The organism is Thalassotalea nanhaiensis (genome assembly GCF_031583575.1).
GTDB classification, from domain to species: Bacteria; Pseudomonadota; Gammaproteobacteria; order Enterobacterales; family Alteromonadaceae; genus Thalassotalea_A; species Thalassotalea_A nanhaiensis.
The window spans coordinates 2523287-2547489 of record NZ_CP134146.1; the positions used below are offsets into that span (position 1 = coordinate 2523287).

The window sequence follows — 24203 nt, forward strand, 5'->3', positions numbered from 1 at the left end:
TATATTGATTTAATCATATAGGTTTCGTGAATTATGCTAAAGTTTTATTAACAATAATGTTTAATTTAGGCAGCCCTGTGACTAAACAACATCTTTATTTGGTTTTTTCGTTATTATTTGTCTTATGCTTTGTTAAGGTAGCTGAAGCAAGCAGTCGAGATCTTAGTGAGATTGAAGCAAGCAAAACACTCAAAGTGTTGACCTGGTCAGGTCAAGATAATTACCTTCCAAGAGCTGGCTCCCCACCAAATTTAGATAAAGAATATTTAGAAAATTTCGCCCTGGATAACAACCTAACCATAGAATACATTTACAAAGAAGACTTTGCCGAATTGATCCCGGCATTAATCGACGGTGATGGTGACATCATAGCCTCTAACCTAACCGTTAATCCCCTTAGAAAAAGGCAAGTTGATTTTACCCTGCCTATTGTTGAAACTACTGAACATTTAATTATGGCCAGCAGCGCCAAAGACTTAGTTAATGCAAAAGATTTAGACCGACGTAAAGTTGCGGTTCAGCCTGGCACATCTTACGCTTTAACGGCAATTGGTTTAGCTAGGGTATATAAAAACCTTGAAATCATTGAAATTCCTAAACGCTTAAGCCACGACCAAATTTTTGATAAAGTCGCCAGTGGCGAATACGATTTAACCATCGTCGATTCTAATGTAATTGATTCGACTTTAGAGTATCGGAACGATATCAAAATAAGTCTACAAGCTAACAGCGCCAAAGAAATTTCTTGGGCAGTAAATAAACAATCAAAATTATTAAAAGCGGCACTGAATAATTTTCTAGTTCAGCAGGAAATCACCATTAACAAGAGCATTCCAGTCAAAAATGAATGGGATATCATTGCTGAACGACGCACCATTAAATTTGTGATGCGCAACAACATCTCGTCTTATTATTTATGGAAAGGTGAGTTGATGGGCTTTCACTATGAACTTGCCAAAGATTTTGCCAAAAAACACCGTCTTCGCTATGAAATATTAGTGGCGCCAGACAATGAAGCGATGTTTGAATACGTAAAAGAAGGTAAAGCAGACATTGCTTTAGGTTTTTATACTCCAAATCAACAACGAATAAAACAAGGGTTAGGTTTTTCCCGTCCTTACCATTATGCAACAGAGCAATTGGTAAGTGGTATTAATGATCCTGCAATTAACAGCATTGAAGATCTAAAATATCGAAATATAACGGTCAGAAGATCAAGTTCCTACTGGAACACAGTTAAAGACTTACAAACCCTAATGCCTGAAATAGTATTAACACCAGCACCTGAAACATATGATACTGAGCGAGTAATAGAAGCAGTAGCAACGGGTGAGTTTGACCTAACAATTGCCGATAATCATTTGGTTGATTTAGAACTAAGTTTACGTAGTGATATCAATGCTGGAATTTTTATTGGTAAAGAAAAGGCTCAAAGTTGGGTGGTACAAAAAGGACATAATGCGTTATTAAGTAAAATAGATACCTATATCAAACGTACTTACAGAGGTTTATTTTACAATGTAATTCATAACAAATACTTTGAAAACCAAAAACTTATTGATCAACACCATGAAGATTTCACCTCGCAAAAAACTGGCGGAGCGTTGTCACCTTATGATGATGTAGTAAAAAAATACGCCAAGCAATATGGTTTTGACAGTAATTTACTTATCGCTCAAATGCACCAGGAAAGTCGTTTTAACCCCAAGGCTAAATCCTTTGCTGGCGCATTAGGTTTATTTCAAGTAATGCCCCGAACCGCTAAGGAGTTGAAAATATCAAATATGACAACCCCTGAAAATGGCATTCATGCTGGAGTAAAATATTTACACTGGGTTCAGCAAAGAATGAGAGAAATGGATGTTCGTGATGATCAACTGATTTGGTTTTCATTAGCATCTTATAATGCAGGCTATGGCCATGTTAATGATGCAATCCGTTTAGCGAGACAAAAAGGCTGGCGTGATGATGTTTGGTTTGACAATGTAGAACGAGCAATGTTGCTATTATCGAAGCGTGAATACTCATCAAAAGCACGTTATGGTTATGTTCGCGGTAATGAACCTGTAACGTATGTACGTAACATTCGTCACAAATACCAGGCATATATTCATCAAGTTGAACTAACCACTCTTTAGAAGATTAAAATAACGTTTCTTTAATAAATGGAATGGTAATTTTACGTTGGGCTTTGATCGAAGCTTTATCGAGAACATCCAAGCTTTGTACCAAATTATTCATATTGCGTGATAATCGGTTTAACAAAAATTTTGCCGTCTCTTCATTCATTTCAATGCCACGCAATTTAGAACGAAGTTGCATGGCCTGAATTTTTTCAACATCGGCTAATGGTTTCAACTGTTCAGTAAAGCCCCAAGTAATGCGTGAAACCAGATCAGGTAAAGTAATAAGTAAACTGTTGGCACTATTGTTACCCGCTATGATCAGTTTTTTATTATTCTCAATAACTCGATTATATAAATCAAAAACACCTTGCTGCCATTGCTCATCGCCAGCAATTAAATGCAAATCGTCTAAACAAATTAAGTCAAAGTTTTCTAAATTGGCTAACACTTCAACAGATAACTGTTTAATTTCTGAAAATGACAAACATAAAGACGTTAAGCTCATTTCTGCAGCAAAAGCACAACTCGCGTGTAATAAGTGAGATTTTCCAACACCTGCTTGACCAAATAAATAAAAACCATTGGTTGTGGTTACCGGAGTTTGAATAAAGGCTTTTAACTGTCCTATAACCGCCCCACTATTTACCGCATAAAAACTATCAAAAGTTTCATCATCGGGTAAATGAACGGCTAAAGGTAATTGCTCAGTATTCGACATTAACCTTTCCACATAAAACTAATAACGGCATCTTCATTAACAATTGCTAATGGATCTTGATTTTCACTGAGTTTTTGTTCCAGTTTCAGACTTTGCTTTATTGCTTCCGCACTGGCTAAAATGTTGAGCCTAAACAGCATTTTTTCGCCTGTCACGCTGATTAACTTAACATCAGATACTAAGGTTAAATTAGTTAAAAATTCACTGACCGAGACAAATGCTTGCATTGAATTAACATTAGCAATTTCAATATCTAACTGACCTTGCTGTTCAGTACTAAACACGTAAGCATTATTATGATGTAAATGTTCGGCTAAATCATTTATCGCTAATTCAATCACTTGATTTTTGTCATCAGCATTAACTTTACTTTGTATAATTTCACCTTGACTCATATATTGCCAGTCGGCTGAATACTGGTACGTTTTGCAGACCTGGCCACAAGTGTTAATATCAGGTTCTTCAAGTAAGGTACTATTAGATACACGAATAACAACCACAGCTTCGGCTAAATAACGACTTGATGCCTGTTGTAAAGTTTCCGGAAATCTTCCCCACACATCGCTAACAGAAATGCTCATTGAATCCGTTAAATCCATTAACGGAAAATTAACCGGTAAACCGCGATTGTTCGCCGTATCTGTTATAAGGGTTTTCAATTCTAATGTTGAATCATCAACAATGGTTCGTTCAATACCATTTTCTTCAACCATCCAAATGGTAATAAGCGGACGGTATTTACCCCAAATACTAGCCTTGGCTTTTTGTAATAGCTGATTAATTTTATCGTGTTCAAAACGCGCCAGTAAAAATGTTTCATCATCAACTTGCTCATAACTGAACTGGCTTAGATAATTATTCGGTTTAGCCAGAGCATTTTTAATTTGTTCATTAGAGCCGACAAAATCGGCGCCAGCGAGCTTTACGAGAACTTGTTTGAATGCTCGTTTAGCCGCTTTTTGCTTGCCCGTAGAGGTGTTATCAACTAACACTTGTGCTTGATATAAATCATTTACTTCTATCGCAAGCGCAGGAAATGCCATGACAACAATTAATAAAAAAGTGTGAATGGCGCTAACAGGAGATAATTTTATTCTTTTCATAGGCAAATATTATCATAAAGATTAGGAATTTAACCTAGAAAAAAAATATTTTCTCACAAAGATTTTATATCGGCGTCAGCACTGGTAGAATATGCGCAATTTTTACGTGTTTATTATTTCAAATTACATTTTAAGGGTTCCAAGTGAGCGAGCAAAAACAATCGTTAAGCTATAAAGACGCAGGTGTTGATATTGACGCAGGTAATGCATTAGTAGAAAACATCAAAGGTGCGGTGAAAAGAACTACCCGTCCAGAGGTTATGGGTGGTTTAGGTGGTTTTGGTGCTGTATGTCAATTACCTACAGGCTACAAAGAACCTGTTTTAATTTCAGGTACTGACGGTGTGGGTACTAAACTACGCTTGGCAATCGATCTGAAGAAGCACGATACAGTAGGTATTGATTTAGTTGCTATGTGTGTAAACGATTTGCTTGTACTTGGTGCAGAGCCTTTATATTTCTTAGATTACTACGCAACTGCAAAACTTGATGTACAAGTTGCATCAGATGTAGTTGCCGGTATTGCTGAAGGTTGTGTGCAATCAGGTTGTGCCTTAGTTGGTGGCGAAACTGCTGAAATGCCAGGTATGTATCATGAAGGCGATTACGACATTGCAGGTTTCTGTACTGGTGTTGCTGAAAAATCAGAACTAATCACTGGTGAAAATGTTGCTGCTGGCGATCAACTTATCGCGCTTGCGTCTTCAGGCCCACATTCAAACGGCTTCTCTTTAATTCGTAAAGTATTAGAAGTTAATAACACTGATACCAGCGAAATGTTAGGTGAACGTTCAATTGCCGATCATTTATTAGAGCCGACTAAGATTTATGTTAAATCTACTTTAGCCATGCTTAAAGATGTTAAAGCCAATGCACTTTCTCACATTACCGGTGGCGGTTTCTGGGAAAACATTCCTCGTGTATTACCAGCGAATACTAAAGCGGTAGTAGACGGTAGCAGCTGGCAATGGCCTGAAATTTTCAACTGGTTACAAGAAAAAGGCAACATAACTACCCATGAAATGTACCGTACCTTTAACTGTGGTGTTGGTATGATGATTGTTGTTCCTGCCGATAAAGTAGAACAAAGCTTGGAAATCCTTAAAGCTCATGGCGAAAACGCTTGGCACTTAGGTGAAATTCAGACGGCTACTGACGACGAAGAACAAGTGGTGATTAACTAAGATGCCATCTGTTAACAACACCGAGAAAAGAATTGTTGTTCTGATCTCGGGTAGTGGCACTAATTTGCAGGCTATCATTGATGCCTGCAAAACCGATTATATCAGCGGCAACGTTGTAGGTGTTTTATCGAATAAAGCTGATGTGTATGGGTTAACTCGTGCACAAAATGCTGATATTGCAACATGTGTTCTTTCTCATAAAGAGTTTGATACCCGTGATGCTTATGATGCTCAGCTGATAAAAGAAATTGACGCTTTTAAACCTGACTTGGTCATTCTCGCTGGGTTTATGCGAATTTTAACCGCTGAATTTGTGCAACACTTTCAAGGTCGTTTGTTAAACATTCATCCATCATTATTACCTAAGTATCAAGGCTTAAATACTCATCAACGTGCTATCGATGCCGGTGATGATGAGCATGGCGTTAGTGTCCATTTTGTTACTGAAGAGCTTGATGGTGGGCCGGTAATTTTACAGGCAAAAGTACCTGTATTTGCTGGTGACAACGCTGACGATCTTGCAGCAAGAGTACATGAACAAGAACATCGTATTTACCCGTTAGTGGTTAAATGGTTCTGTGAGCAACGCTTAACAATGAGCGAAGAATGTGCCAAACTTGATAATCAAGCATTGCCTGAGTACGGCTATGCGAGTGATGAATAGCAGGTATTATTTTTATTGAACTAACTTACTATTCTTCACTCTAACGTTTTATTGCATTTCCAATAGAAACAAAGGGTTAACATGAATAGTAAGTTATTATCTCCCCTATTATATGGCTTAGGTCTTGCCTGTTTTTCCATATCTACAATTGCTGCAGAGTCAGTTAGCCCAGTAAGTACAATTCCCGACTTTACGGCTAAATATAATATTGTTCATGATGGTGATATTGTTGGAAAAGCTGAACGGACGTTAAAAAACCTTCCCGATGGTAGTTTCGACTTTAATTACAAAACAGATATTGAATGGCTGATTTTTTCTGATCATCGCCGAGAAACCACAACCAATAAAATTGTCGACGGTAAAGTTATCCCGCTTACCTATAAATCTGATCGTGAAGGAACAGGTAAAGACAAGTTTTATCATTGGCAGTTTGATCAAGCGAATAAAACAGCTTACAACTTGAAAAAGAAAAAAAAGCCAATGAAAGGCGAATGGGTAGATGGCTTACAAAGTAAATTAAGTTATCACCTGCAATCTCGATTAAATTTGATCAACGGTGTTAAAGATTTTAATTTTAAAGCGTTAAGCACCTCTGGTGGTATCAGTACCTATAATTACGAGTACATTGGTAAAGAAGAATTAATGTTACCATTTGGCGTGATAGATGCGATAAAACTTAGACGTAAGAAACCGAATACGAAACAAGTTACCTATGCCTGGTTTGCCCCAAGATTAAATTACTTAATGGTCAAATTACATCAAATAGAAAGTGATTTTCAGCAATTTCAAGCCGAGTTAGTATCAATCGAGTCAGCAAGCAACGATTCTGACTCGACTGTAATTTCAAAAGGGAATTAATTTACTGCTATCCTAGCCTGCTGCCTTGGTAGGCTATTTCACCGTACTCAAAAGCCAGCCAATCTCCGGCTTGAAGTTTGTTCCATGATTCATCCACAGTAAGTGGCTGTGTAGCAATAACCGTTACTACATCGTGTTCTGTTGTTTCTTTTTTGAAATCAATGGCAACATCAGTATCAATTAATTTTGCCGGGCCAAATGGTGCGCGACGAGTTATCCAATGTAAATTATTGGAGCAATAAGCAAAGATAAACTCACCATCACTTAAAATTAAATTAAATACTCCTAAAGCATCAATCAATTCGCATAAACTGGCTAAATAATTATATAGAGCTTCAGAGCCTGGCCTATTATCACCAAACTTAAACCGTACTTGCTCTAATATCCAGACAAATGCTTGTTCGCTATCAGTAATACCGATAGGCAATAATTTATTGGTTTTAAGTATTTCTTTATGATTGGCAAGTTGGCCATTATGAGCGTAGGTAAAGTTTCTTCCCCACAACTCTCGAGTAAACGGATGGGTATTTTCTAGACTTACCGGACCTGCATTGGCTTGTCTTATATGGCAAACAACCGCGACACTTTTGATCGGATAATTGGTAACCAGTTTGGCGATTTCAGAATCAAAGCTGGGTTTAGGGTCTTTAAAGGTTCGACAGCCCTTGCCCTCATAAAAGGTAATGCCCCAACCATCTTTATGTGGTCCAGTGTTACCACCTCTTTGCATTAAACCAGCAAAACTAAAACATATATCTGTTGGTACGTTGGCACTCATTGCCAATAATTCGCACATGTAAAACGCCTTAAAATTCAAAATTAAGTTAATAAGCTCATTGTAGTATAACGATTATTTATCAAAAATTTCAGCAAAAATTAGCTCAATTTTGTCAGTCAATTATACTTAACCATGAGTCATGTAAATAAATTATTTGATCTTGTAGCAAAATGTAATTATCCTTAACAAAGAACAGTGGTCTGACCTCTTACCTTTTTAACGTTATTGTGGAGTTAATGTGGAAGTAATAATCGCTTTATCAGTATTTATTTTAATTACCGGCTATTTAGCCTATAACCGCTCATCGCTTAGTGTTTTTACAGCTATCTATACATTATTAATGTTTATTGGCAGTATTTTTGACATCGTAGGCGGCCTTTCCTGGATAGTTTTTATATTAATCGCAGCGCCATTTAATATAAAAAGTTTACGCCAAAGCTTAATTAGTGAAAAACTTCTGAAAGCATTTCAGAAAATTATGCCTGAAATGTCTTCAACTGAAAAAGAAGCACTAAACGCAGGGACCACCTGGTTTGAGGCTGAACTATTTAAAGGCGATCCTGACTGGTCTAAACTACACAAGTTTCCACAACCTCGCTTATCACTTGCAGAACAAGACTTTCTTGATGGTCCAGTAGAAGAAGTCTGCCGCATGTGCGATGACTGGGAAGTTACCCATGAGCTAGCCGACCTTCCACCTAACGTGTGGCAATACCTGAAGGATAACAAGTTCTTCGCTATGATCATCAAAAAAGAATATGGCGGCTTGGAGTTTAGTGCATATGCGCAATCACGAGTATTACAAAAATTAAGCGGTGTATCTATTGTATTATCAAGCACCGTTGGTGTGCCAAATTCTTTAGGACCTGGCGAATTACTTCAGCATTACGGCACAAAAGAGCAACAAGATCATTACCTGCCCCGTCTTGCTACAGGTGAAGAAATTCCATGCTTTGCGTTAACCAGTCCTGAAGCTGGCTCAGACGCCGGTGCAATTCCAGATTTTGGTATTGTTTGTAAAGGTGAGTTTGAAGGTAAAGAAGTGTTAGGCATGCGCCTAACTTGGAATAAACGTTATATTACGTTAGCACCGGTCGCAACAATTTTAGGCTTGGCATTTAAGTTATATGATCCAGACCAACTCATTGGTGAAGAAAAAGACTTAGGTATTACTTGTGCTTTGATCCCTACTGATATTGACGGTGTGATAACCGGCCGTCGTCACTTTCCGCTAAATGTACCATTTCAAAATGGGCCAACTCAAGGTGACGATATTTTTGTACCGTTAGACTTCATCATTGGTGGCAAAGACATGGCAGGTCAAGGCTGGCGTATGTTGGTTGAATGTTTGTCTGTAGGCCGCGCAATAACTCTACCTTCAACTTCTGCCGGCGGCGCCAAAACGCTTGCATTAGCGACAGGCGCTTACAGCCATATTCGTCGTCAATTTAAATTACCTATTGGTAAAATGGAAGGCGTTGAAGAAGCATTAGCGCGCATTGGCGGTAATGCCTATTTAATGGACGCTGTTACTACTATGAGTACCGGCGCAGTTGATTTAGGTGAAAAACCATCAGTTGTATCAGCTATTTGTAAATATCATTTAACTGAAAAAATGCGCGATTGTATTAGTGACGCAATGGATATACACGGCGGTAAAGGCGTGTGTATGGGGCCAAACAACTACCTTGCCCGTGGTTATCAAGGTGCTCCAATAGCCATTACTGTAGAAGGTGCAAATATCTTAACGCGTAATATGATCATCTATGGCCAAGGGGCAATTCGTTGTCATCCGTATGTTTTAGCTGAACTTGAAGCTGCGGCAAATCCTGACTTTGAACAAGCGTTAGAAGATTTCGATCAAGCATTATTTGGTCATATGGGCTTTACTATATCAAACATGATTCGCTCAATTTGGTTCTCATTATCTGGTGCTCATTTAGTTAGCGCACCGTTTAAAGATAAAACTCATCGTTATTATCAAATAATGACTCGTTTAAGCTCGAACTTAGCATTATTGTCTGATTTAGCTATGGCAGTTCTTGGCGGTGATTTAAAACGACGAGAACGTATCTCAGCTCGTTTAGGTGATGTATTAAGTTACTTATATCTTGCATCGGCAACATTAAAACGTTTTAACGATGAAGGCCGCCAAAAAGAAGATCAAGCATTAATGATGTGGGCTATCGAAGATAGCTTATACAAATGTGAATTAGCCATTAAAGAGCTAACTGAAAACTTCCCTAACCGCTTTATCGGTAAAGTTTTTAAATACTTAGTTATGCCGTTTGGCCCATCACTGAAAAAACCAAGCGATATATTGGATCATAAAGTATCGCAAATATTACAACACCCTAATGCAGCGCGTACTCGTTTAGGACAAGGCCAATACTTAAATAAAACCGATGGTAACTTAATGGGTAATTTAGAATTAACCCTTGAAAACATCATTAAGTCAGAAGCTATTGTAGATAAAATAAATGCTGCAACCGGTAAACGCCACGCGATTATAAACTTAGATAAGTTAGCTGAAACCGCTCTTAGTGACGCAATAATCAGCAAAGAAGAAGCTGAATTATTAGTGGTTACAGAGCAGCAACGCAAAGATGTTATTAACGTAGATGACTTTGAATCTATAGAGCTCGTTGCAAATAAAGCTAAGCATTTAGCGAATCAAGAGCCTAAAAAGGATGAAAAAGCCGCGTAAGTGACTAAGAAACGAGATTACGAGAAACGAGAAACGAAGCGCAGCTATAACTGATGATAGGCTGCTTGCCTATTTCCTGAACTTGTTTCAGGAAGGAGATAAAGATGTCTATTTTCCCTTCTCGCTTCCCGTTTCTCGTTTCTCGTTTCTCGTTATTAAGGGTGTTTACCCCACTAAGGCTAATTCACCAAGACGTGATTTTTTATATTCAACAGGAGTTACTCCAAACCAAGATTTGAACGCACGAGAAAAATTACTGCAACTGTAATAACCTAATTTATGTGAAATTTGCTCAAGCGTTAAATCTTTATCTTTTAGATAATCAATTGCTAACTTTTTACGCAAATTATCGACAATTTTTTGAAAACTGGTACCTTCAATATTTAACTTATTTTGTAGAGTGCTTTCCGACATACCGCAAATTTCAGCAATAAGTATTTTACTGCACTTACCCTCAGGAAGTAACTGGGCGATCACATTGGTTACCTTAGAGGTAAGGTCAAAAGAGTAACTACGTTCAATAAATTCTTTAACCGTTTTGTCAGCCTTAGCAGCTAACGTTTCATTTGCCCAAATAAACGCATCATCCATTTGTTTGTTATCAAACACAACCATCGTTTTGTCTGCGGAAAATTCAACATTATCGCCAAAGAAATCCAGATAATTCTGCATGATGTCTTTTGGTGGAGTCCAAGTTAAACATACTTTTTTGACCATTGAGTTTGGCCCGACAGTTAATTTAAGCAAACTTACTGTTAATGCTGAAAAAATATCTGAATAGTAATTTGAATTTACCTGGTTAAAATCAACAGCTTCCGTAATGGTAAGGTAGCTTTCATTGTTATGTTCAACAAAATTCACATCGATCAAGTTTGTTATAAATGCAAAACCGTTCATGTAGCGATGACAAAAATCTCGTAACGAACTGCTATACAATAACCCAGTGCCGAATGCGTTCAAAAGTGCCGGATTTAAATGCTTACATGCATTTATTGAAATACAGGGTGAGGTTTCTTTAATAATAACATCAATATATTTAGCGCACTGTTGTTGTGGTATGCGTTTATAAACATTTGAATAGTCATTTAAATGAATACCATTGGATTCAAGTTTAGAAGAAAAGTCTATTGCATACTGCTCAATAGCTGGTTGCATAAATGCTAGGCTGCCACTATAGCTGCTCGCTAATAACTTCTTCATATTAACTCCTCAATATTGTGATTAAAAGTAAAGCTTTTATTTAGGTATTACTATTCGTAAGTTTAATTATTCACCAATTTATTGTAACCACCCTTTAGGGTGAACTATCAAAAATATTGAATTTAACCAATATAAACAATACGTTAGCTTTGCACTGCATTATGACAAAAACTGATAATTATCATCAGCGAAAGTAATTACCACAACTCATCCGACGAGCCTAAAATACCGTTAGAAATTTAATTTAAACAAAACGTTTTATTAGCGATAATCAAAAAAGTTAACTACAGTTTGTCTAGTTAAGTTATTATTTTTATTGATTTTACCTCACACTCTAGGAGTTAAGCATGAGCGTAATGAAGTTTGTTGTACCATCTTTTATTTGTATCTTATTAATAGGCTGTTCTGAGCCTACAAAGCAATCCGCGCCAAAGGTAACAGCTCCTGAAGTAGAGGTACAAACAATTGCCCTCACCGAACATGGCGTAAGTAATCGTTGGCCTGGTAAAACACAGATCCTGTCAAAGTCTGAGTTATCTAGCCAGATAAGAGGCATAGTAGTTAAAAATAACTTTAAAGAAGGCGCCAGCGTTAAACGTGGTGACGTGTTAATCGAAATAGACCCTAAGCCAATTTTAGCAAGATTAGAAACAAACAAAGCGGATGTTGCCAGAGCGCAAATCGAATTGGATTTAGCAGAAAAAACCTACAAAGCATCAAAGCAACTGGTTGAAGAAAAAGTTATCAGTGAATTAGATGCTGAAAAAATTAAAGCCGATACAGAGTTAGCCAAAGTAGAACTACTGACCGCACAATCAGAATTATTAAAAACCGAGCTACGCTTAAAACAGTCTAAGATCACCTCGCCTATTGATGGTGTAATTGGTTTGAATGATATCAATATTGGCGAGCTTATTGGTCCTTTACAAGGTAACATAATTGAAGTTATTGCGAATGATAAAATTGAGGTTTACGTACAAATAGACCACAAAGAACACTACCAAAACATGTTGGTATTAAAAGATAAAGAGCCTGAAGAAGTTCGTAGTATTCATATTGAGTTACCCAATGGCGACGTTTATGAACATGAAGGAAAGCTGGATTACATTGGTACTGAAGCATCTGAAGGCAGTGGTTACGTTAGTTACCGTGTTGTTTTTCCAAACCCTGACGGATTGTTAGTTGCAGGTCAAAACGTTTATCTTATCGGCCGCGACATTGAAAAAATACATGTAGTAAAAATTCCACTATCGGCAGTGCAACAAGACCAATCTGGCCGATACGTTCTTATTGTTAATGAAGCAAATGTTGCTGAGAAAGCTTATGTTGAGCTAGGTAATATAGATGTTAGTGATGTCATTATCACTCAGGGCTTAAACGTAGGCGATACACTTATTACTTCTGGCTTTTTAAACGTAAAAGTTAATCAACCCGTTACAGTAGCAAAATAACTCTAATCTGAAACAACTAGAGTACGTTAATAGTATTAACTTCTGACTAGTTGCCTTAAGCTTTAAACAAAAGTGGGATTACTTTTTAGTAATCCCATTATCAGTTCAGTTTCAATCTTATTAATCTAAAGAGTGGTATGAAAAATCACTATATAAACTCTATCCTTTGCTTTTAATAAGATACATTATTGACGTCTAAAGCCAGTTCCCTTACTTTTTGATGTAGGAGGCTTAATATAAAGTTGCGATCGATTTCTCGCTTGAGTTGCTTGAGTTCTTTTTGGGTATAAATTAATTGCACTTACTAAGCCTTCATAGTGTTCAGTTGAAAATAATGCTGTTCCTAAATCATCACTAACACCACGACTTTTTGCAAGGGCGCTTAAGTAGTCTGCTTTTTTTATGTCTTGCTCGACAACGTTACCTTCACGATACAACATAGACAAAACCCAGGTTGCGACACCGTTTTCTGACTGTTTCGCTCTATTTAGATATCTCAATGCTTTTTTTGAATCATAATATTTCCCTTGTTTATCTAACATAGAAATTGCACTAACAATACCTGCCTGCATGTTACCCCGTTCCGCTGCTACTATAACTTTCTCAAGTTTTTGTTCGCAATCAGTTGATATACAACCTGCAAATGCTGATGTAGAGCTGAGCAAAGTAATGACAAATATAGTTGTAATTTTCATAATATCTCCCTGATTAATCTCAATTATTCGATTCAAGTATAGTGCTTGGGATTGAAACCGCAAAAATGTTTAAAAAGAAGTAACCTTAACGGTCATGGAAATGAAATCACCAAAGAGGGATATTAAAAGAGCGAAATCTCGAATTCGATTTACTAGAAATCATGTCTATTTCACGTTGAAAAGCGTGCATAAAAAAAGCAATATCAGAGCACTACTTCTGATATTGCTAAATACGTTACATTGTTAAAAAATCACTTTATAAAAAAGTAATAAACCTCATGACAAGTTTACTACCGAGTTCTTTTATAAAGTAATACTATTTTAATGACAAAGATGCTTAAAAACTAATGCAATAAAAACATAATAATTATGCATAAAGTGCATAATTAATTTATGACACTTTTGATATATAGACTTAAATTAATAAAACTTTTCTATTTGATTCAACAGCTTGGATTTAAACCATTGATGAGCTTTACTGTTTTCTGAGCGCTTGTGCTCAAGCAGGAAAAATTCAATCATATCTTTTTTAGGTAAATTGAATTCATAAACCGGTTTAAATCGGTTGATTAAATCAGGGCTACTTCCTAATAAGCTTGGGCCCACAAATAAACAATCACTGTTCTCCATGATCTCTAACAGCATTTGTAGCTGACTTGTTTTATATATAGGTTCTTTGCTAGCCCCTTTTTTGGCCAGCATAAATTCAACTGGCCCGGTAAACTTTGCACTTTGATTATTTTCAACATGTAATGCGACAAAATCATATTCTAGACACTCATCTAGCGTTGCTTTTTCAGAGCCTACTAAAGGGTGACCTTTACGAGCAAAAATAACAGGCTTTACCGTGCCGATAAACATGGCGTTAAACCTTGGAGGAATATCTTTAGCAACGTGTATTGCAAAATCCAAGGTGCCAGCTTCGAGGAGTTCAAACGGGTTCGATTTTGCCGTACTTTCTGTCAATTGCACATTTGGTGCTTCTTTGTGTAATAAGTTAAATAAAGGCAAAATAACGTTATGACTAAGCATTGATGGAATAGATATAGAAAAACTTTGTTCACAGGTTGACGGCTCAAACTCTTCACTAGAAAGAATATTGTTCAAGCTCTCTAATGTTTCGGGCAAAATACGTTCAAGTTCTAATGCTTTCGCTGTTGGGCTAATACCTACAGAGGTTCGATAAAATAATTGATCGTCAAATAAATCTCTTAAGCGCTGTAATGTTCTGCTCATTGCAGGTTGGGTTATAAAGAGAATTTCAGCTGCCCTACCAACATGTCGCTCTTTCAACAGCACACTTAACGACACTAATAAGTTTAAATCTATGCGTGATAATTTTTGTTCTAATATTTTCATCTTATGCACCAAAATTATATTACTCATTAACTATACTTCATCATTTTGTATAACGCATGATTTTATTTAGATCAAAATGTAACCTTCCTCTTCGATTTAATCGACAATTCACCCGAAAGGATGAGTGCTTTCAAATATCAATTTCTTTAGCCTGTCTAATCAACATATAAAAATAACAAAATAATTTTAACAACGACAACAGCAAGAGATAAAGAAATGAGCCAATTTGAAAACAAAACAGTAATTATTACCGGGGCTTCTGCCGGTATTGGTAGAGCAACAGCATTAGAGTTTGCAAAACAAGGCGCAAATGTAGCGCTTGCCGATATTAACATGCCTGGCATTGAAGAGACTGCAAAGTTAATTACCGAAAATGGTGGCACAGCCATAGTAATCAATACCAACGTTGCTAGTATGGAAGATTGTCAAAACATGGTTGATAAAACGGTTGCTGAATTTGGTCAACTTGACGTGATTTTCAATAATGCAGGTATTGCCGGTGAGCGTGCAATGGTTGAAGATACCTCAACAGAGATGTGGCAAAAAGTTATCGACATTAACCTGAACGGTGTGTTCTTTTGTACAAAAGCAGCAATTCCAGCCATGCTAGAAAATGGTAGCGGCGTAATTATTAACACCGCTTCAGTAGACGGTTTAGTTGGTATGAGCACAATTTCGCCATATGTTGCTGCCAAGCACGGCGTTGTTGGCTTAACAAAAGCAACGGCTTTAGAGTACAGCAGAAAAGGCATTCGCTCTTTAGCAGTATGTCCAGGTTATGTTGTAACTGAAATGACTGAAGTAGGCTTTGCTCAAGAAGAGCAAGATGCATTCGGTGCCATGACACCATTAGGTCGGGGTGCTACTCCTCAAGAAATAGCTAATTTTGTTACCTTCTTAGCCTCTGATAAAGCGTCATTTTTAAATGGCTCTGCACATCAAATTGATGGCGGCTTATTAGCTGGTATGGGAATTATTGATTAATAACTTCAAAGTAACAAAAAAGTAACTCTTTAAACATAAAAGCTAAGCTGCTGTGCAGTTTAGCTTTTTTGTTTTCAAATCTCACCTCATTCAAAGCTAAAAACTTTAGAGCTACCCATCCAGATATACATATAACCAATTGTTAATAAAGGATTTTAATTAGAGTAATTGCACTCAATTAAAATTCACCCGTTAGGGTGATATTGTCAAAAAAGCTTACGTATTACTGTCAATGCATAGAAAAAAGCACGATAGATGGAATAAATAATATGTTTGAATTTGATGAAGTACCATTACCGAAATTAGGTCTTACTGGCCTAGAAGGTGTAATGAGCGAAGAAGAGTTGGCCATTCAAGGCATGGCTCATCGCTTTGCTGCTGAAGTAATGCGTCCAATCGCTGAAAAGCTGGATAAAATGGACCATGAAGCTGCTGTTGCTGAAGATTCACCTATTTGGGAATTTTTAGAAAAAATTGAAGAGTCTGGGTTATTAGATTTAGCCGCTATTGCTGGCATGAGCAATGAAGAAAAAGCGCGCATTATTCCTATTATATTTGAAGAGCTAGCTTGGGGTGACTCAGGTTTAGCTATGGGTTATTTGGTAAGTAAATTTCCTGCCTTTGCTGCCTACAACACTGGTGATGCTGAAATAATTGAACGTTTTGGCCATTTACGTGGCTGTTGGGCTGCCACACAACCTGACCGTGGTTGCGATCTAGTTGATATTGAAGCAAGCGAATGCCATCCAGGTGAAAGACAAGGTCGAGGAAATTTAGTTGCTCGCATTGAAGGCGATGAAGTTGTTATCAACGGCCAAACCTCGGCGTGGGTTTCAGGCGCTCCAATAGCTCAATCAGCGTTACTATACAGTCAATTCGATGATGGCGACGGTATCTACAACGAAGATGGAAGCCATAAATACGTTGGTATTTTAGTACCTTTTGATATTCCTGGAGTTACTAAAGGTAAGCCGCTCGATAAAATGGGCATGCGTGCTTTATGTCAAGGTGAAATATACTTTGATAATGCTCGTGTACCACTTAAATACATGATTGCAGATGCCGATCAAGGTTACTCATCATTTTTTGGCGCATTAACCTTTGCCAACATGGAAATGGGTATTTCGTTCACAGGAGTTGCCCGTGCTGCGCTTGATCATGCGCTTGCTTATGTTCATGAACGTAAACAAGGCGGTACTGAAATAATCAACCATCAAACTGTACGTGCCCGCTTATTTAAAATGCATCAAAAGGTTGAAGCTTGCCGTGCGATGGCAAAACGTGTGTTTGACTACAACTACGGCCCTAATGGTCCGCATTTGTTAGCATCAGCTACCTCGAAAACTTATGTTACCGATACGTGTGTTGAAGTGTGCTCTGAAGCAATTCAATTATTCGGTGGTAATGGTTTAACCCGTGAATATCCGCTAGAAAAATTATTCCGTGATGCACGTGCCTCGCAAATTGCCGATGGTGAAAACAACATGTTGGGTCTAAAAGCCGCAACTTGGTTAAGCAAAGCTTATAAAGATAAAAACGGTTTATAAATCTAAATAAAGTCACCGTTTTAGTAAACATAGAAACAAAGAATTTAAGGAAACAAAAATGAACAAGAAACCAGTAATCGTATATGGTGCAAGTGGCTATACAGGTCGTTTAATCTGCGAATTTTTACGCGAATATCAAATTCCATTTATTGCGGCGGGTCGTAATAAAGAAAAACTTGAAGATGCCATGGCAAAAGTACCAGGCATTGAAACAGCGAACTATGAAATTGCTGTAGTAGACCACACTGTTGAAGCGTTAACTGAATTCTTTAAAGGCGCTAAAGTTGTATGTAATACAGTTGGTCCATTCGCTCGTTTTGGTACAGCCGTTGTTGAAGCATGTTTAAATGCAGAATGTCATTATCTTGATACTACTGGTGAACAACAGTGGATGATTGATATGCGTGATACATTCTCAGAAGCATACGCTGAGAAAGGTTTATTATTAGCACCATCAGTTGCTTACATGCATGCCGTAGGTAATATTGCCGCAGAGTTCTGTTTAGAAGACTCAACTATCGACTCAATCAACGCAGCCTGTATCCCTACAGGTGTTCCAACAGTTGGTTCGACTCAAACAGTAATGGATATGGCTCGTAATAAGCAATATTGGTTAGAAAACAATGAGCTTGTTGAAATTGTAGAGCCAATGAAGCACGGCCATGAAGTTGTTGTTCCAGGTCACAATGCCACAGTTATGGCCTTACCATGGGGCGGCGGTAGCATCCCTTTATGGTATGCAAATGACGTTCGTGTAAATCACGCGCAATCATTAACAGGTTTTACTAACCGTCCATTAATGCAAGGCGTTATGGCAATGGCAGCTCACTACGAAGATAACTTAAAAGATCTTCCTGTTGCAGAGCAAGAAGCACAATTAGATGCTATGGCTGCAGGTATTACTCCAGGTATGCCTCCTCGTGAAAACCGTACTATTCACCGCTTAGTTGACCGCGTATATGGCGTCGGCCCTAAATCACAAGTGTGTTGTACGATCGTTGGTCACAGCGCTTATATCCAAACAGGTCTAGTACAAGCATTTATTGCCAAGCAACTTATTGCTAATGGTCCAAATAATGTCGGCTTCCAATCTCCTTGTAAAGCTGTAGGTCATCATGAACTGTACGGCGCGTTAGAAGGTTTTGGTTTCTGTGACATGAAATTAGAAAAATTTTAAGCATTAAAATGTAGCTGTTTAATCGTTAGGTTAAACAGCTCTTTACTCGAGGAAAATTACATGCGTGTAATTGATTTTTTTGACCAGGGCGCGGCGTTATATCCAAATAACGTTGCGTTTCATGATCTAGCTGACAGTAGTGAGTCAACATACAGCCAAGCCAGTGCTGTTTCTCATAAAGTTGCCTCGGCACTGCATAAGCGTGGTTATGTTAAAGGCAGTAAAGTTGGCATTTTAGCGCCTAACTCAAACATTGCCTTTGAAGTACTATTAGGTGCGTTTCGAGCAGAATCGGTTTGGCTACCGATCAACCCTAGAAATCCTGTTGATATCAATATCGACCTTTTATCTCGTTTTGATGGTGATTTATTACTTTACCATTCAAATTACGAAAAAGAAGCTCGTGCAATTGCAGCCGGCACACCAAATTTAAAAGAAATTGTTTGCATTAATAACACTGATGTTGAAGGTGAAAATCTTGAGTCGTGGTTGAATGATGCTGAAGATTTTCATCAAATGGGCGATGAGCTAAACGATGATGTTGCCGCCATATTCCCTACGGGTGGTACCACAGGTAAATCAAAAGGTGTGATCATGTCACACAAAGCGATTGAAGCTATGTTCGCTAACTTTTATAGCCACTTCAATTACTACGACAACACTTGTCATTTAGTTGTTGCGCCAATGACTCACTCTGCAGGCCTTATTGGTGCACTGCATTTTGCTCGTGGTGGTAAAAACGTAATGATGGCTGCTGCCGATCCTGAAGGTATTTTAAAAACCATTGAACAGCACAAAATTACTCACTTCTTCTTGCCGCCAACAGTAATGTACATGATGTTAGCCCATGAAAATGTTGGTAAATATGACTACTCATCACTGCAACACTTTTTGGTAGGTGCAGCCCCTACTTCGCTCACTAAGTTAAAAGAAGCAATTAATGTGTTTGGCCCAGTAATGACCGAAGCTTTTGGTCAGTCTGAAGCACCAGCTGCAATTTGCGCGAAAGCACCATGGGATTACATGGATAGCGACGGCAACATCAATGATGCGCGTTTAGCCTCTGTTGGCCGTCCTTGTGTAATGAACCAAGTAGCTATTATGGATGACGACGGTAATAAATTAGCCAAAGGTGAAGCAGGTGAAATTTGCGTTAAAGGTAATTTAGTAAACCCAGGTTACTACAAAAACGAAGAAGCCACTAATGAAGCTCAAATTGATGGTTGGTTACACACAGGTGATGTAGGTGTGATGGACGATGATGGTTATATCACTATCGTTGACCGTAAAAAGGACATGATCATTACCGGTGGTTTTAACGTATTCCCTAATGAAATTGAACAAGTAATTTCTTCGCAACCAGCAGTTCAAGATTGTGCCGTTATTGGTATTCCTGACGAAAAATGGGGCGAAGCGGTTAAAGCTGTAGTGCAATTAAAGCCTGGTCATGAATTAACTGACGTTGAATTAGCCGGCATTGTTAAGCAAGAGCTAGGCAGTGTTAAAACGCCTAAATCAATTGACTTTGTTGCTGATTTACCACGCAGCCCTGTTGGCAAAGTACTTAAAGCCGATATTCGTAAACAATATTGGGGCGATAAAGCCCGCGCAGTTAACTAGGACTAAATGATGACTAGAACAGTAGTAATTTGCGGTGTTGGCATGGTGCCATTTAAAAAACCAGGACAAAGTGACGGTTATGAAGTTATGGGTCGTGATGCTGCGTTTGCCGCCTTACAAGACTCAACTCTGACCTATAACGATATTGACCAAGCATTTGCTTCTTATGTATATGGAGACAGCTGTGCCGGTCAAGCGGCTTTATATGGCGTAGGTATCACCGGGATTCCAATTACTAACGTTAATAATAACTGTGCCAGTGGCTCAACTGCATTCTCTCTTGCAGCGCAAGCCATTAAATACGGTATTAGTGAATGTGTAATGGCACTTGGTTTTGAGCAAATGACACCTGGTGCTATCGAAATGGCTTTCCCGGATAGAACCAGCCCACTGCAGCGCCATACTGATGCATTAGCTGATTTGGTAGGCGCTACTGCAGAAGAACGCCAGATGCCGCCAGCAGTAATGATGTTTGGTTGTCAGGCTGAAATTGTGATGAACGAGTATGGTATTAGCGAAGAAGCAATGGCACAAATTGCCATTAAGTCTCGTGTACATGCCGAGCACAATCCAAATGCAATCTATAGAACACCACTGACTACAGCAGAAATATTAGAGAAGCCACCAATTTATCGTGGTTTACGCAAGCTGTTTGCATGCCCACCAAGTTGTGGCGCAGCGTCAGTAATTGTTTGTAGTGAAGAGTTTGCTAAAAAGCATAATTTAGACATTAAAGTAGTGTTAAAAGGTAGCGGTAATTGCAGTGATAAAGCAGATTATTTTACTTCGCATCCATTAGACATCACGTTTAGAGCATTAAGTAAACAAGCTGCAGATTTAGCTTATGCTGATGCAGGCGTAGGGCCAGAAGATATCGATATTATCGAACTTCATGACTGCTTTACCAGTAACGAAATTCTTACCTATTCTGCCCTCGGTTTGTGCCAGGACGCTGACATAGAGAAGTTTATCATGGACGGTCAAAACACTTATGGCGGCAAATATGTTGTTGGTCCATCAGGTGGTTTATTAGCAAAAGGACATCCATTAGGCGCAACAGGTCTAGCCCAAATAACCGAGTTGGTACAACAACTGCGCGGTCAATCTGGTAATAGACAAGTTGATGGTGCTCGCATCGCTTTGCAACATAACGGTGGTTTAGGTAGTGCAGGATTCGTGAATATTTTCGAACGCCTGTAACGCTAAACCTCAAGGACGTTTTTATTCATTTAAGAACGTCCATTTTTTTACCCTAACGCAGTTACAAATTGAAACAAACGCAACACTTTAAACACATTTTGGCTTTTCGATTAACGTCGCAAAGTAAAAATATTTTTATTTTAAATTAAAACTATAACAACAATAAAAACAACATGTTATTAGTATCTTAGGAGCGCTAAAAATGAAAGTAACTAACACAACACGAATGAACAAAAGTAAATTAGCCATGGCAATTGGTGCATCAATGATGTTATCTGGATATGCAATGGCTGAAGAGCAAGAAACAGACGCACAAGCAGGTAAACTTGAAGTTATTCAAGTTACTGCAACCAAGCGTACAGAAAGTATCCAAGACGTACCTATGTCTATCACTGCGATTAACGGTGATAAAATAGAAAAAGCCGGCATTGAAGATTTATCTGAAATGTCTAATTACATTCCTAATTTAACCATAGCTACTGGTGCAATCAATACTAACGTTTATATGCGTGGTGTTGGCTCTGGTATCAACCGCTCATTTGAACAATCAGTCGGTATGTTCATTGACGGTATATACATGGGTCGTGGTAAGCAATTTCGCGCACCTTTCATGGATCTTGAACGTGCAGAAGTATTACGTGGACCACAAGGTATTTTATTTGGTAAAAATACTATTGCAGGAACGATTAACTTAACAACGGCAAAAGCCGAAGCTGGTGGCGACTTTGAAGGTAAAGTAACCCTAGACGCAGAGCCTGAGTATGGTTCACAAGGCGTAACAGCGGTACTTGCAAGTGGTTTAACAGACGAGCTAGGTGTTCGTTTAGCGGTTAAAAGCTCTAGCACTGATGGCTACATGGAAAACACTAATTTAGACCGTGATGAAATGGAAACTAAAGAGCAAGTTGTTCGCTTATCATTAAATTGGCAACCAAGCGCAGAGTTAGATGTAAATTTAAAACTAGAACAATCAAACTTTGAGTCTACAGGTGGCACAGGACAAATCACTGGATTTGAACCAATTGGTGGTTTAGCTCAATATGTAGCCTTAGGAGTAGTACCTGCCCTTGACCCAGACTTTGATGCCGATGGTAACTTAACAAACTCATACGATATTACATTAGCACCTGAAAGCCGTGATATTGATAATACTAATATTGCCTTAAACATCGATTACAGCTTAGGTGATGGCACCTTAACATTTGTTACGGGCTTATCAGAATATGATTCTGAAGAACATCAAGATGTTGATTTTTTACCTATGCCATTTATCAACACCAGTGACGAGCATGACTTCTCACAAGTAAGCCAAGAAATACGCTATGCCACTTCTGGTAACAATACCTTTGATTTTATCACCGGTGTTTACTATCAAAACTCTGAATTAGAATTCGACGTTTACTCACAAGTTGATGTTACTTACATTGCACCAGTATTAAACATGGCATTTGCAGCGCCTGGCTCTGCTGCACCACTTGGTTTTCCTGATAATTCATTAGCGGACTTAGGCATTGCTCCTGATGGCTTTACTCGCTCTACTAATTACACACAAGATACTGAAACATTTTCTGCGTTCTTCCAAGGTACTTATAATGTATCTAACGATTTTCGCATCATTGCCGGTGGTCGTTACACCGATGAAACCAAAGATGTTATGCGTCAAAGCTTAATTCAAGAGCAAGGTAAATCTTATTATAACCCTGCAGATATGGCTGGTTTAAATGCTTTAGTGACTGCATCAGCATTAAAAGTTGCTGTTGTTTTACCTGAGCATGAAGACAGTCGTTCAGAAGGTCACTTTACTCCTTCAGTTAAATTCCAATACGATGTAAATGATAACTTCATGGTTTACGGTACAGCCGAGCAAGGTTTTAAATCTGGTGGATTCAATTCCAGTGCTGATGCAACCGTTGCTAACCAAGAGTTTGAAGAAGAGTCTGCTGTTGGCGTAGAGCTTGGTTTTAAATCAGATTTGCTAGACGGAGCAGCTCGACTAAATATGGCCGTATTTAGAACTGAATTTGATGATTTACAAGTTACTACTTGGAATGGTTTTGGATTTGAGGTTGGTAACGCTGCAGAATCAGTTACTCAAGGTATCGAGTTAGATGGTGTTGTAATGCTAAATGATAATTGGACCTTAAGCGGTTCAGCATCTTACTTAGATTCTTACTACTCAGATTACGCAACCGGTCCATGTACGGCTGAGCAAATTGCTACAGGTATGGTTGTATGTGATTTAACTGACGAAACCACACCATTTGCACCTGAAGTGTCTGCGTCAATTTTCTTAGATTATATTACCGAAATTGGTGAATCTATGGAGTTTTTCGCACAACTTAACGTTAACTTCAAAGATGACTTTTTCTACGATACAGATTTAGATCCTAACTTAATGCAAGAAGCACACACAAAAGTAAATGCCCGCATTGCGCTAGCATCTATTGAAGAAACATGGGAGTTAGCATTAATTGGTAAAAACTTAACTGACGAAACTACTTTTGCTGCTGGTCTTGATGTACCTCTTGTAGCTGGTGGTTACATGGGTTATACCGACGCACCTCGTACAGTATCAGTACAAGGTACATACCGCTTCTAATGTAAGCATCTAATATAAACCTCTAAAAGGTAAGTTCTAGGAAACTAGACCTTACCTTTTTTTTCAGAATTAAATCATTAAATATATTGTTATAGGCGTTTATACCTTCGAGTTGTAAGAATTCACTTTTTAACAGTTGATTAATTTTCATACTTTTGGGTGATTTTACCAAAATTTAGTCTGTGGATAATTAATGCATACCAAGCAGCAGAGTTAGAAATTCTACAACGCTT

The 24203-nt window shown here is 38.2% G+C and carries 18 protein-coding genes; 12 read left to right on the top strand and 6 right to left on the bottom strand.

The annotated features are described in order from the left end of the window. The first annotated feature begins 77 nt into the window (after positions 1 to 77). Positions 78 to 2138, top strand: coding sequence for an MltF family protein (locus RI845_RS11110; RefSeq protein WP_348386236.1), 2061 nt, complete (start codon positions 78 to 80; stop codon positions 2136 to 2138). A 4-nt stretch (positions 2139 to 2142) separates the two neighbouring features. Here the strand turns inward: RI845_RS11110 and hda are convergent, their stop codons facing one another. Both hda and RI845_RS11120 read right to left on the bottom strand, forming a co-directional pair. Further along, on the bottom strand, positions 2143 to 2844 hold the full coding sequence (gene hda, locus RI845_RS11115; protein WP_348386237.1) for a DnaA regulatory inactivator Hda: 702 nt from the start codon (positions 2842 to 2844) through the stop codon (positions 2143 to 2145). After that, complete coding sequence (locus tag RI845_RS11120; RefSeq protein WP_348386238.1) at positions 2844 to 3947, bottom strand: DUF2066 domain-containing protein; 1104 nt, start codon at positions 3945 to 3947, stop codon at positions 2844 to 2846. Before RI845_RS11120 ends, hda begins: the two co-directional genes overlap by 1 nt. 143 nt (positions 3948 to 4090) lie before the next feature. Between RI845_RS11120 and purM the strand changes: the two genes are divergently transcribed. From purM to RI845_RS11135, 3 genes are all read left to right on the top strand, one after another. Continuing rightward, the gene (purM, locus tag RI845_RS11125) at positions 4091 to 5131 is read left to right on the top strand and encodes a phosphoribosylformylglycinamidine cyclo-ligase (protein WP_348386239.1); all 1041 of its coding nucleotides are present in this window, start codon (positions 4091 to 4093) and stop codon (positions 5129 to 5131) included. A gap of 1 nt (position 5132) precedes the next feature. Next, positions 5133 to 5795 carry a phosphoribosylglycinamide formyltransferase gene (gene purN / locus RI845_RS11130; protein ID WP_348386240.1) on the top strand — a complete coding sequence of 221 codons (663 nt, stop codon included), beginning with the start codon at positions 5133 to 5135 and terminating at the stop codon, positions 5793 to 5795. A gap of 81 nt (positions 5796 to 5876) precedes the next feature. Continuing rightward, on the top strand, positions 5877 to 6653 hold the full coding sequence (locus tag RI845_RS11135; protein ID WP_348386241.1) for a DUF3108 domain-containing protein: 777 nt from the start codon (positions 5877 to 5879) through the stop codon (positions 6651 to 6653). 7 nt (positions 6654 to 6660) lie between these two features. Here RI845_RS11135 and RI845_RS11140 read toward each other — a convergent pair whose 3' ends face one another. Further along, entirely contained in the window at positions 6661 to 7449 is a 789-nt protein-coding gene (locus RI845_RS11140) for a class II glutamine amidotransferase (RefSeq protein WP_348386242.1), read from the bottom strand. A 220-nt stretch (positions 7450 to 7669) separates the two neighbouring features. On the opposite strand from RI845_RS11140, the gene fadE reads away from it, so the two are divergent. Then, positions 7670 to 10138, top strand: a complete 2469-nt coding sequence (gene fadE, locus RI845_RS11145; RefSeq protein ID WP_348386243.1) for an acyl-CoA dehydrogenase FadE — start codon at positions 7670 to 7672, stop codon at positions 10136 to 10138. A gap of 165 nt (positions 10139 to 10303) precedes the next feature. On the opposite strand, the gene RI845_RS11150 is transcribed toward fadE, so the two are convergent. Next, on the bottom strand, positions 10304 to 11338 hold the full coding sequence (locus RI845_RS11150) for a helix-turn-helix domain-containing protein (protein WP_348386244.1): 1035 nt from the start codon (positions 11336 to 11338) through the stop codon (positions 10304 to 10306). A gap of 347 nt (positions 11339 to 11685) precedes the next feature. On the opposite strand from RI845_RS11150, the gene RI845_RS11155 reads away from it, so the two are divergent. Next, entirely contained in the window at positions 11686 to 12789 is a 1104-nt protein-coding gene (locus RI845_RS11155; protein WP_348386245.1) for an efflux RND transporter periplasmic adaptor subunit, read from the top strand. 185 nt (positions 12790 to 12974) lie between these two features. On the opposite strand, the gene RI845_RS11160 is transcribed toward RI845_RS11155, so the two are convergent. Next, positions 12975 to 13484: an SEL1-like repeat protein gene (locus tag RI845_RS11160; RefSeq protein WP_348386246.1), complete on the bottom strand. Its 510-nt coding sequence runs from the start codon at positions 13482 to 13484 to the stop codon at positions 12975 to 12977. Between the two features lie 420 nt (positions 13485 to 13904). Next, the gene (locus RI845_RS11165) at positions 13905 to 14870 is read right to left on the bottom strand and encodes a LysR family transcriptional regulator (RefSeq protein WP_348386247.1); all 966 of its coding nucleotides are present in this window, start codon (positions 14868 to 14870) and stop codon (positions 13905 to 13907) included. Positions 14871 to 15059: 189 nt separating this feature from the next. On the opposite strand from RI845_RS11165, the gene RI845_RS11170 reads away from it, so the two are divergent. From RI845_RS11170 to RI845_RS11195, 6 genes are all read left to right on the top strand, one after another. Continuing rightward, positions 15060 to 15827: an SDR family NAD(P)-dependent oxidoreductase gene (locus RI845_RS11170; RefSeq protein ID WP_348386248.1), complete on the top strand. Its 768-nt coding sequence runs from the start codon at positions 15060 to 15062 to the stop codon at positions 15825 to 15827. Between the two features lie 269 nt (positions 15828 to 16096). Beyond that, positions 16097 to 17374 (top strand): acyl-CoA dehydrogenase family protein, encoded by a 1278-nt coding sequence (locus RI845_RS11175; protein WP_348386249.1) that lies wholly within the window; start codon positions 16097 to 16099, stop codon positions 17372 to 17374. Between the two features lie 58 nt (positions 17375 to 17432). Continuing rightward, complete coding sequence (locus RI845_RS11180) at positions 17433 to 18551, top strand: saccharopine dehydrogenase family protein (protein ID WP_348386250.1); 1119 nt, start codon at positions 17433 to 17435, stop codon at positions 18549 to 18551. Positions 18552 to 18611: 60 nt separating this feature from the next. After that, the gene (locus RI845_RS11185; RefSeq protein WP_348386251.1) at positions 18612 to 20171 is read left to right on the top strand and encodes a class I adenylate-forming enzyme family protein; all 1560 of its coding nucleotides are present in this window, start codon (positions 18612 to 18614) and stop codon (positions 20169 to 20171) included. Positions 20172 to 20177: 6 nt separating this feature from the next. After that, a complete protein-coding gene (locus RI845_RS11190) occupies positions 20178 to 21371 on the top strand; it encodes a thiolase C-terminal domain-containing protein (protein WP_348386252.1) in 1194 nt (397 codons plus the stop codon). Between the two features lie 202 nt (positions 21372 to 21573). After that, positions 21574 to 23970 carry a TonB-dependent receptor gene (locus RI845_RS11195; protein ID WP_348386253.1) on the top strand — a complete coding sequence of 799 codons (2397 nt, stop codon included), beginning with the start codon at positions 21574 to 21576 and terminating at the stop codon, positions 23968 to 23970. Positions 23971 to 24203 lie beyond the last annotated feature (233 nt).

What these genes read in the sequence shown, in the direction of transcription:
- hda (WP_348386237.1), bottom strand. Translation starts at nt 2,844, where the DNA reads ATGTCGAATACTGAGCAATTACCTTTAGCCGTTCATTTACCCGATGAT.
- RI845_RS11120 (WP_348386238.1), bottom strand. Translation starts at nt 3,947, where the DNA reads ATGAAAAGAATAAAATTATCTCCTGTTAGCGCCATTCACACTTTTTTA.
- purN (WP_348386240.1), top strand. Translation starts at nt 5,133, where the DNA reads ATGCCATCTGTTAACAACACCGAGAAAAGAATTGTTGTTCTGATCTCG.
- RI845_RS11135 (WP_348386241.1), top strand. Translation starts at nt 5,877, where the DNA reads ATGAATAGTAAGTTATTATCTCCCCTATTATATGGCTTAGGTCTTGCC.
- RI845_RS11140 (WP_348386242.1), bottom strand. Translation starts at nt 7,449, where the DNA reads ATGTGCGAATTATTGGCAATGAGTGCCAACGTACCAACAGATATATGT.
- RI845_RS11150 (WP_348386244.1), bottom strand. Translation starts at nt 11,338, where the DNA reads ATGAAGAAGTTATTAGCGAGCAGCTATAGTGGCAGCCTAGCATTTATG.
- RI845_RS11155 (WP_348386245.1), top strand. Translation starts at nt 11,686, where the DNA reads ATGAGCGTAATGAAGTTTGTTGTACCATCTTTTATTTGTATCTTATTA.
- RI845_RS11160 (WP_348386246.1), bottom strand. Translation starts at nt 13,484, where the DNA reads ATGAAAATTACAACTATATTTGTCATTACTTTGCTCAGCTCTACATCA.
- RI845_RS11165 (WP_348386247.1), bottom strand. Translation starts at nt 14,870, where the DNA reads ATGAGTAATATAATTTTGGTGCATAAGATGAAAATATTAGAACAAAAA.
- RI845_RS11170 (WP_348386248.1), top strand. Translation starts at nt 15,060, where the DNA reads ATGAGCCAATTTGAAAACAAAACAGTAATTATTACCGGGGCTTCTGCC.
- RI845_RS11175 (WP_348386249.1), top strand. Translation starts at nt 16,097, where the DNA reads ATGTTTGAATTTGATGAAGTACCATTACCGAAATTAGGTCTTACTGGC.
- RI845_RS11180 (WP_348386250.1), top strand. Translation starts at nt 17,433, where the DNA reads ATGAACAAGAAACCAGTAATCGTATATGGTGCAAGTGGCTATACAGGT.
- RI845_RS11185 (WP_348386251.1), top strand. Translation starts at nt 18,612, where the DNA reads ATGCGTGTAATTGATTTTTTTGACCAGGGCGCGGCGTTATATCCAAAT.
- RI845_RS11190 (WP_348386252.1), top strand. Translation starts at nt 20,178, where the DNA reads ATGATGACTAGAACAGTAGTAATTTGCGGTGTTGGCATGGTGCCATTT.
- RI845_RS11195 (WP_348386253.1), top strand. Translation starts at nt 21,574, where the DNA reads ATGAAAGTAACTAACACAACACGAATGAACAAAAGTAAATTAGCCATG.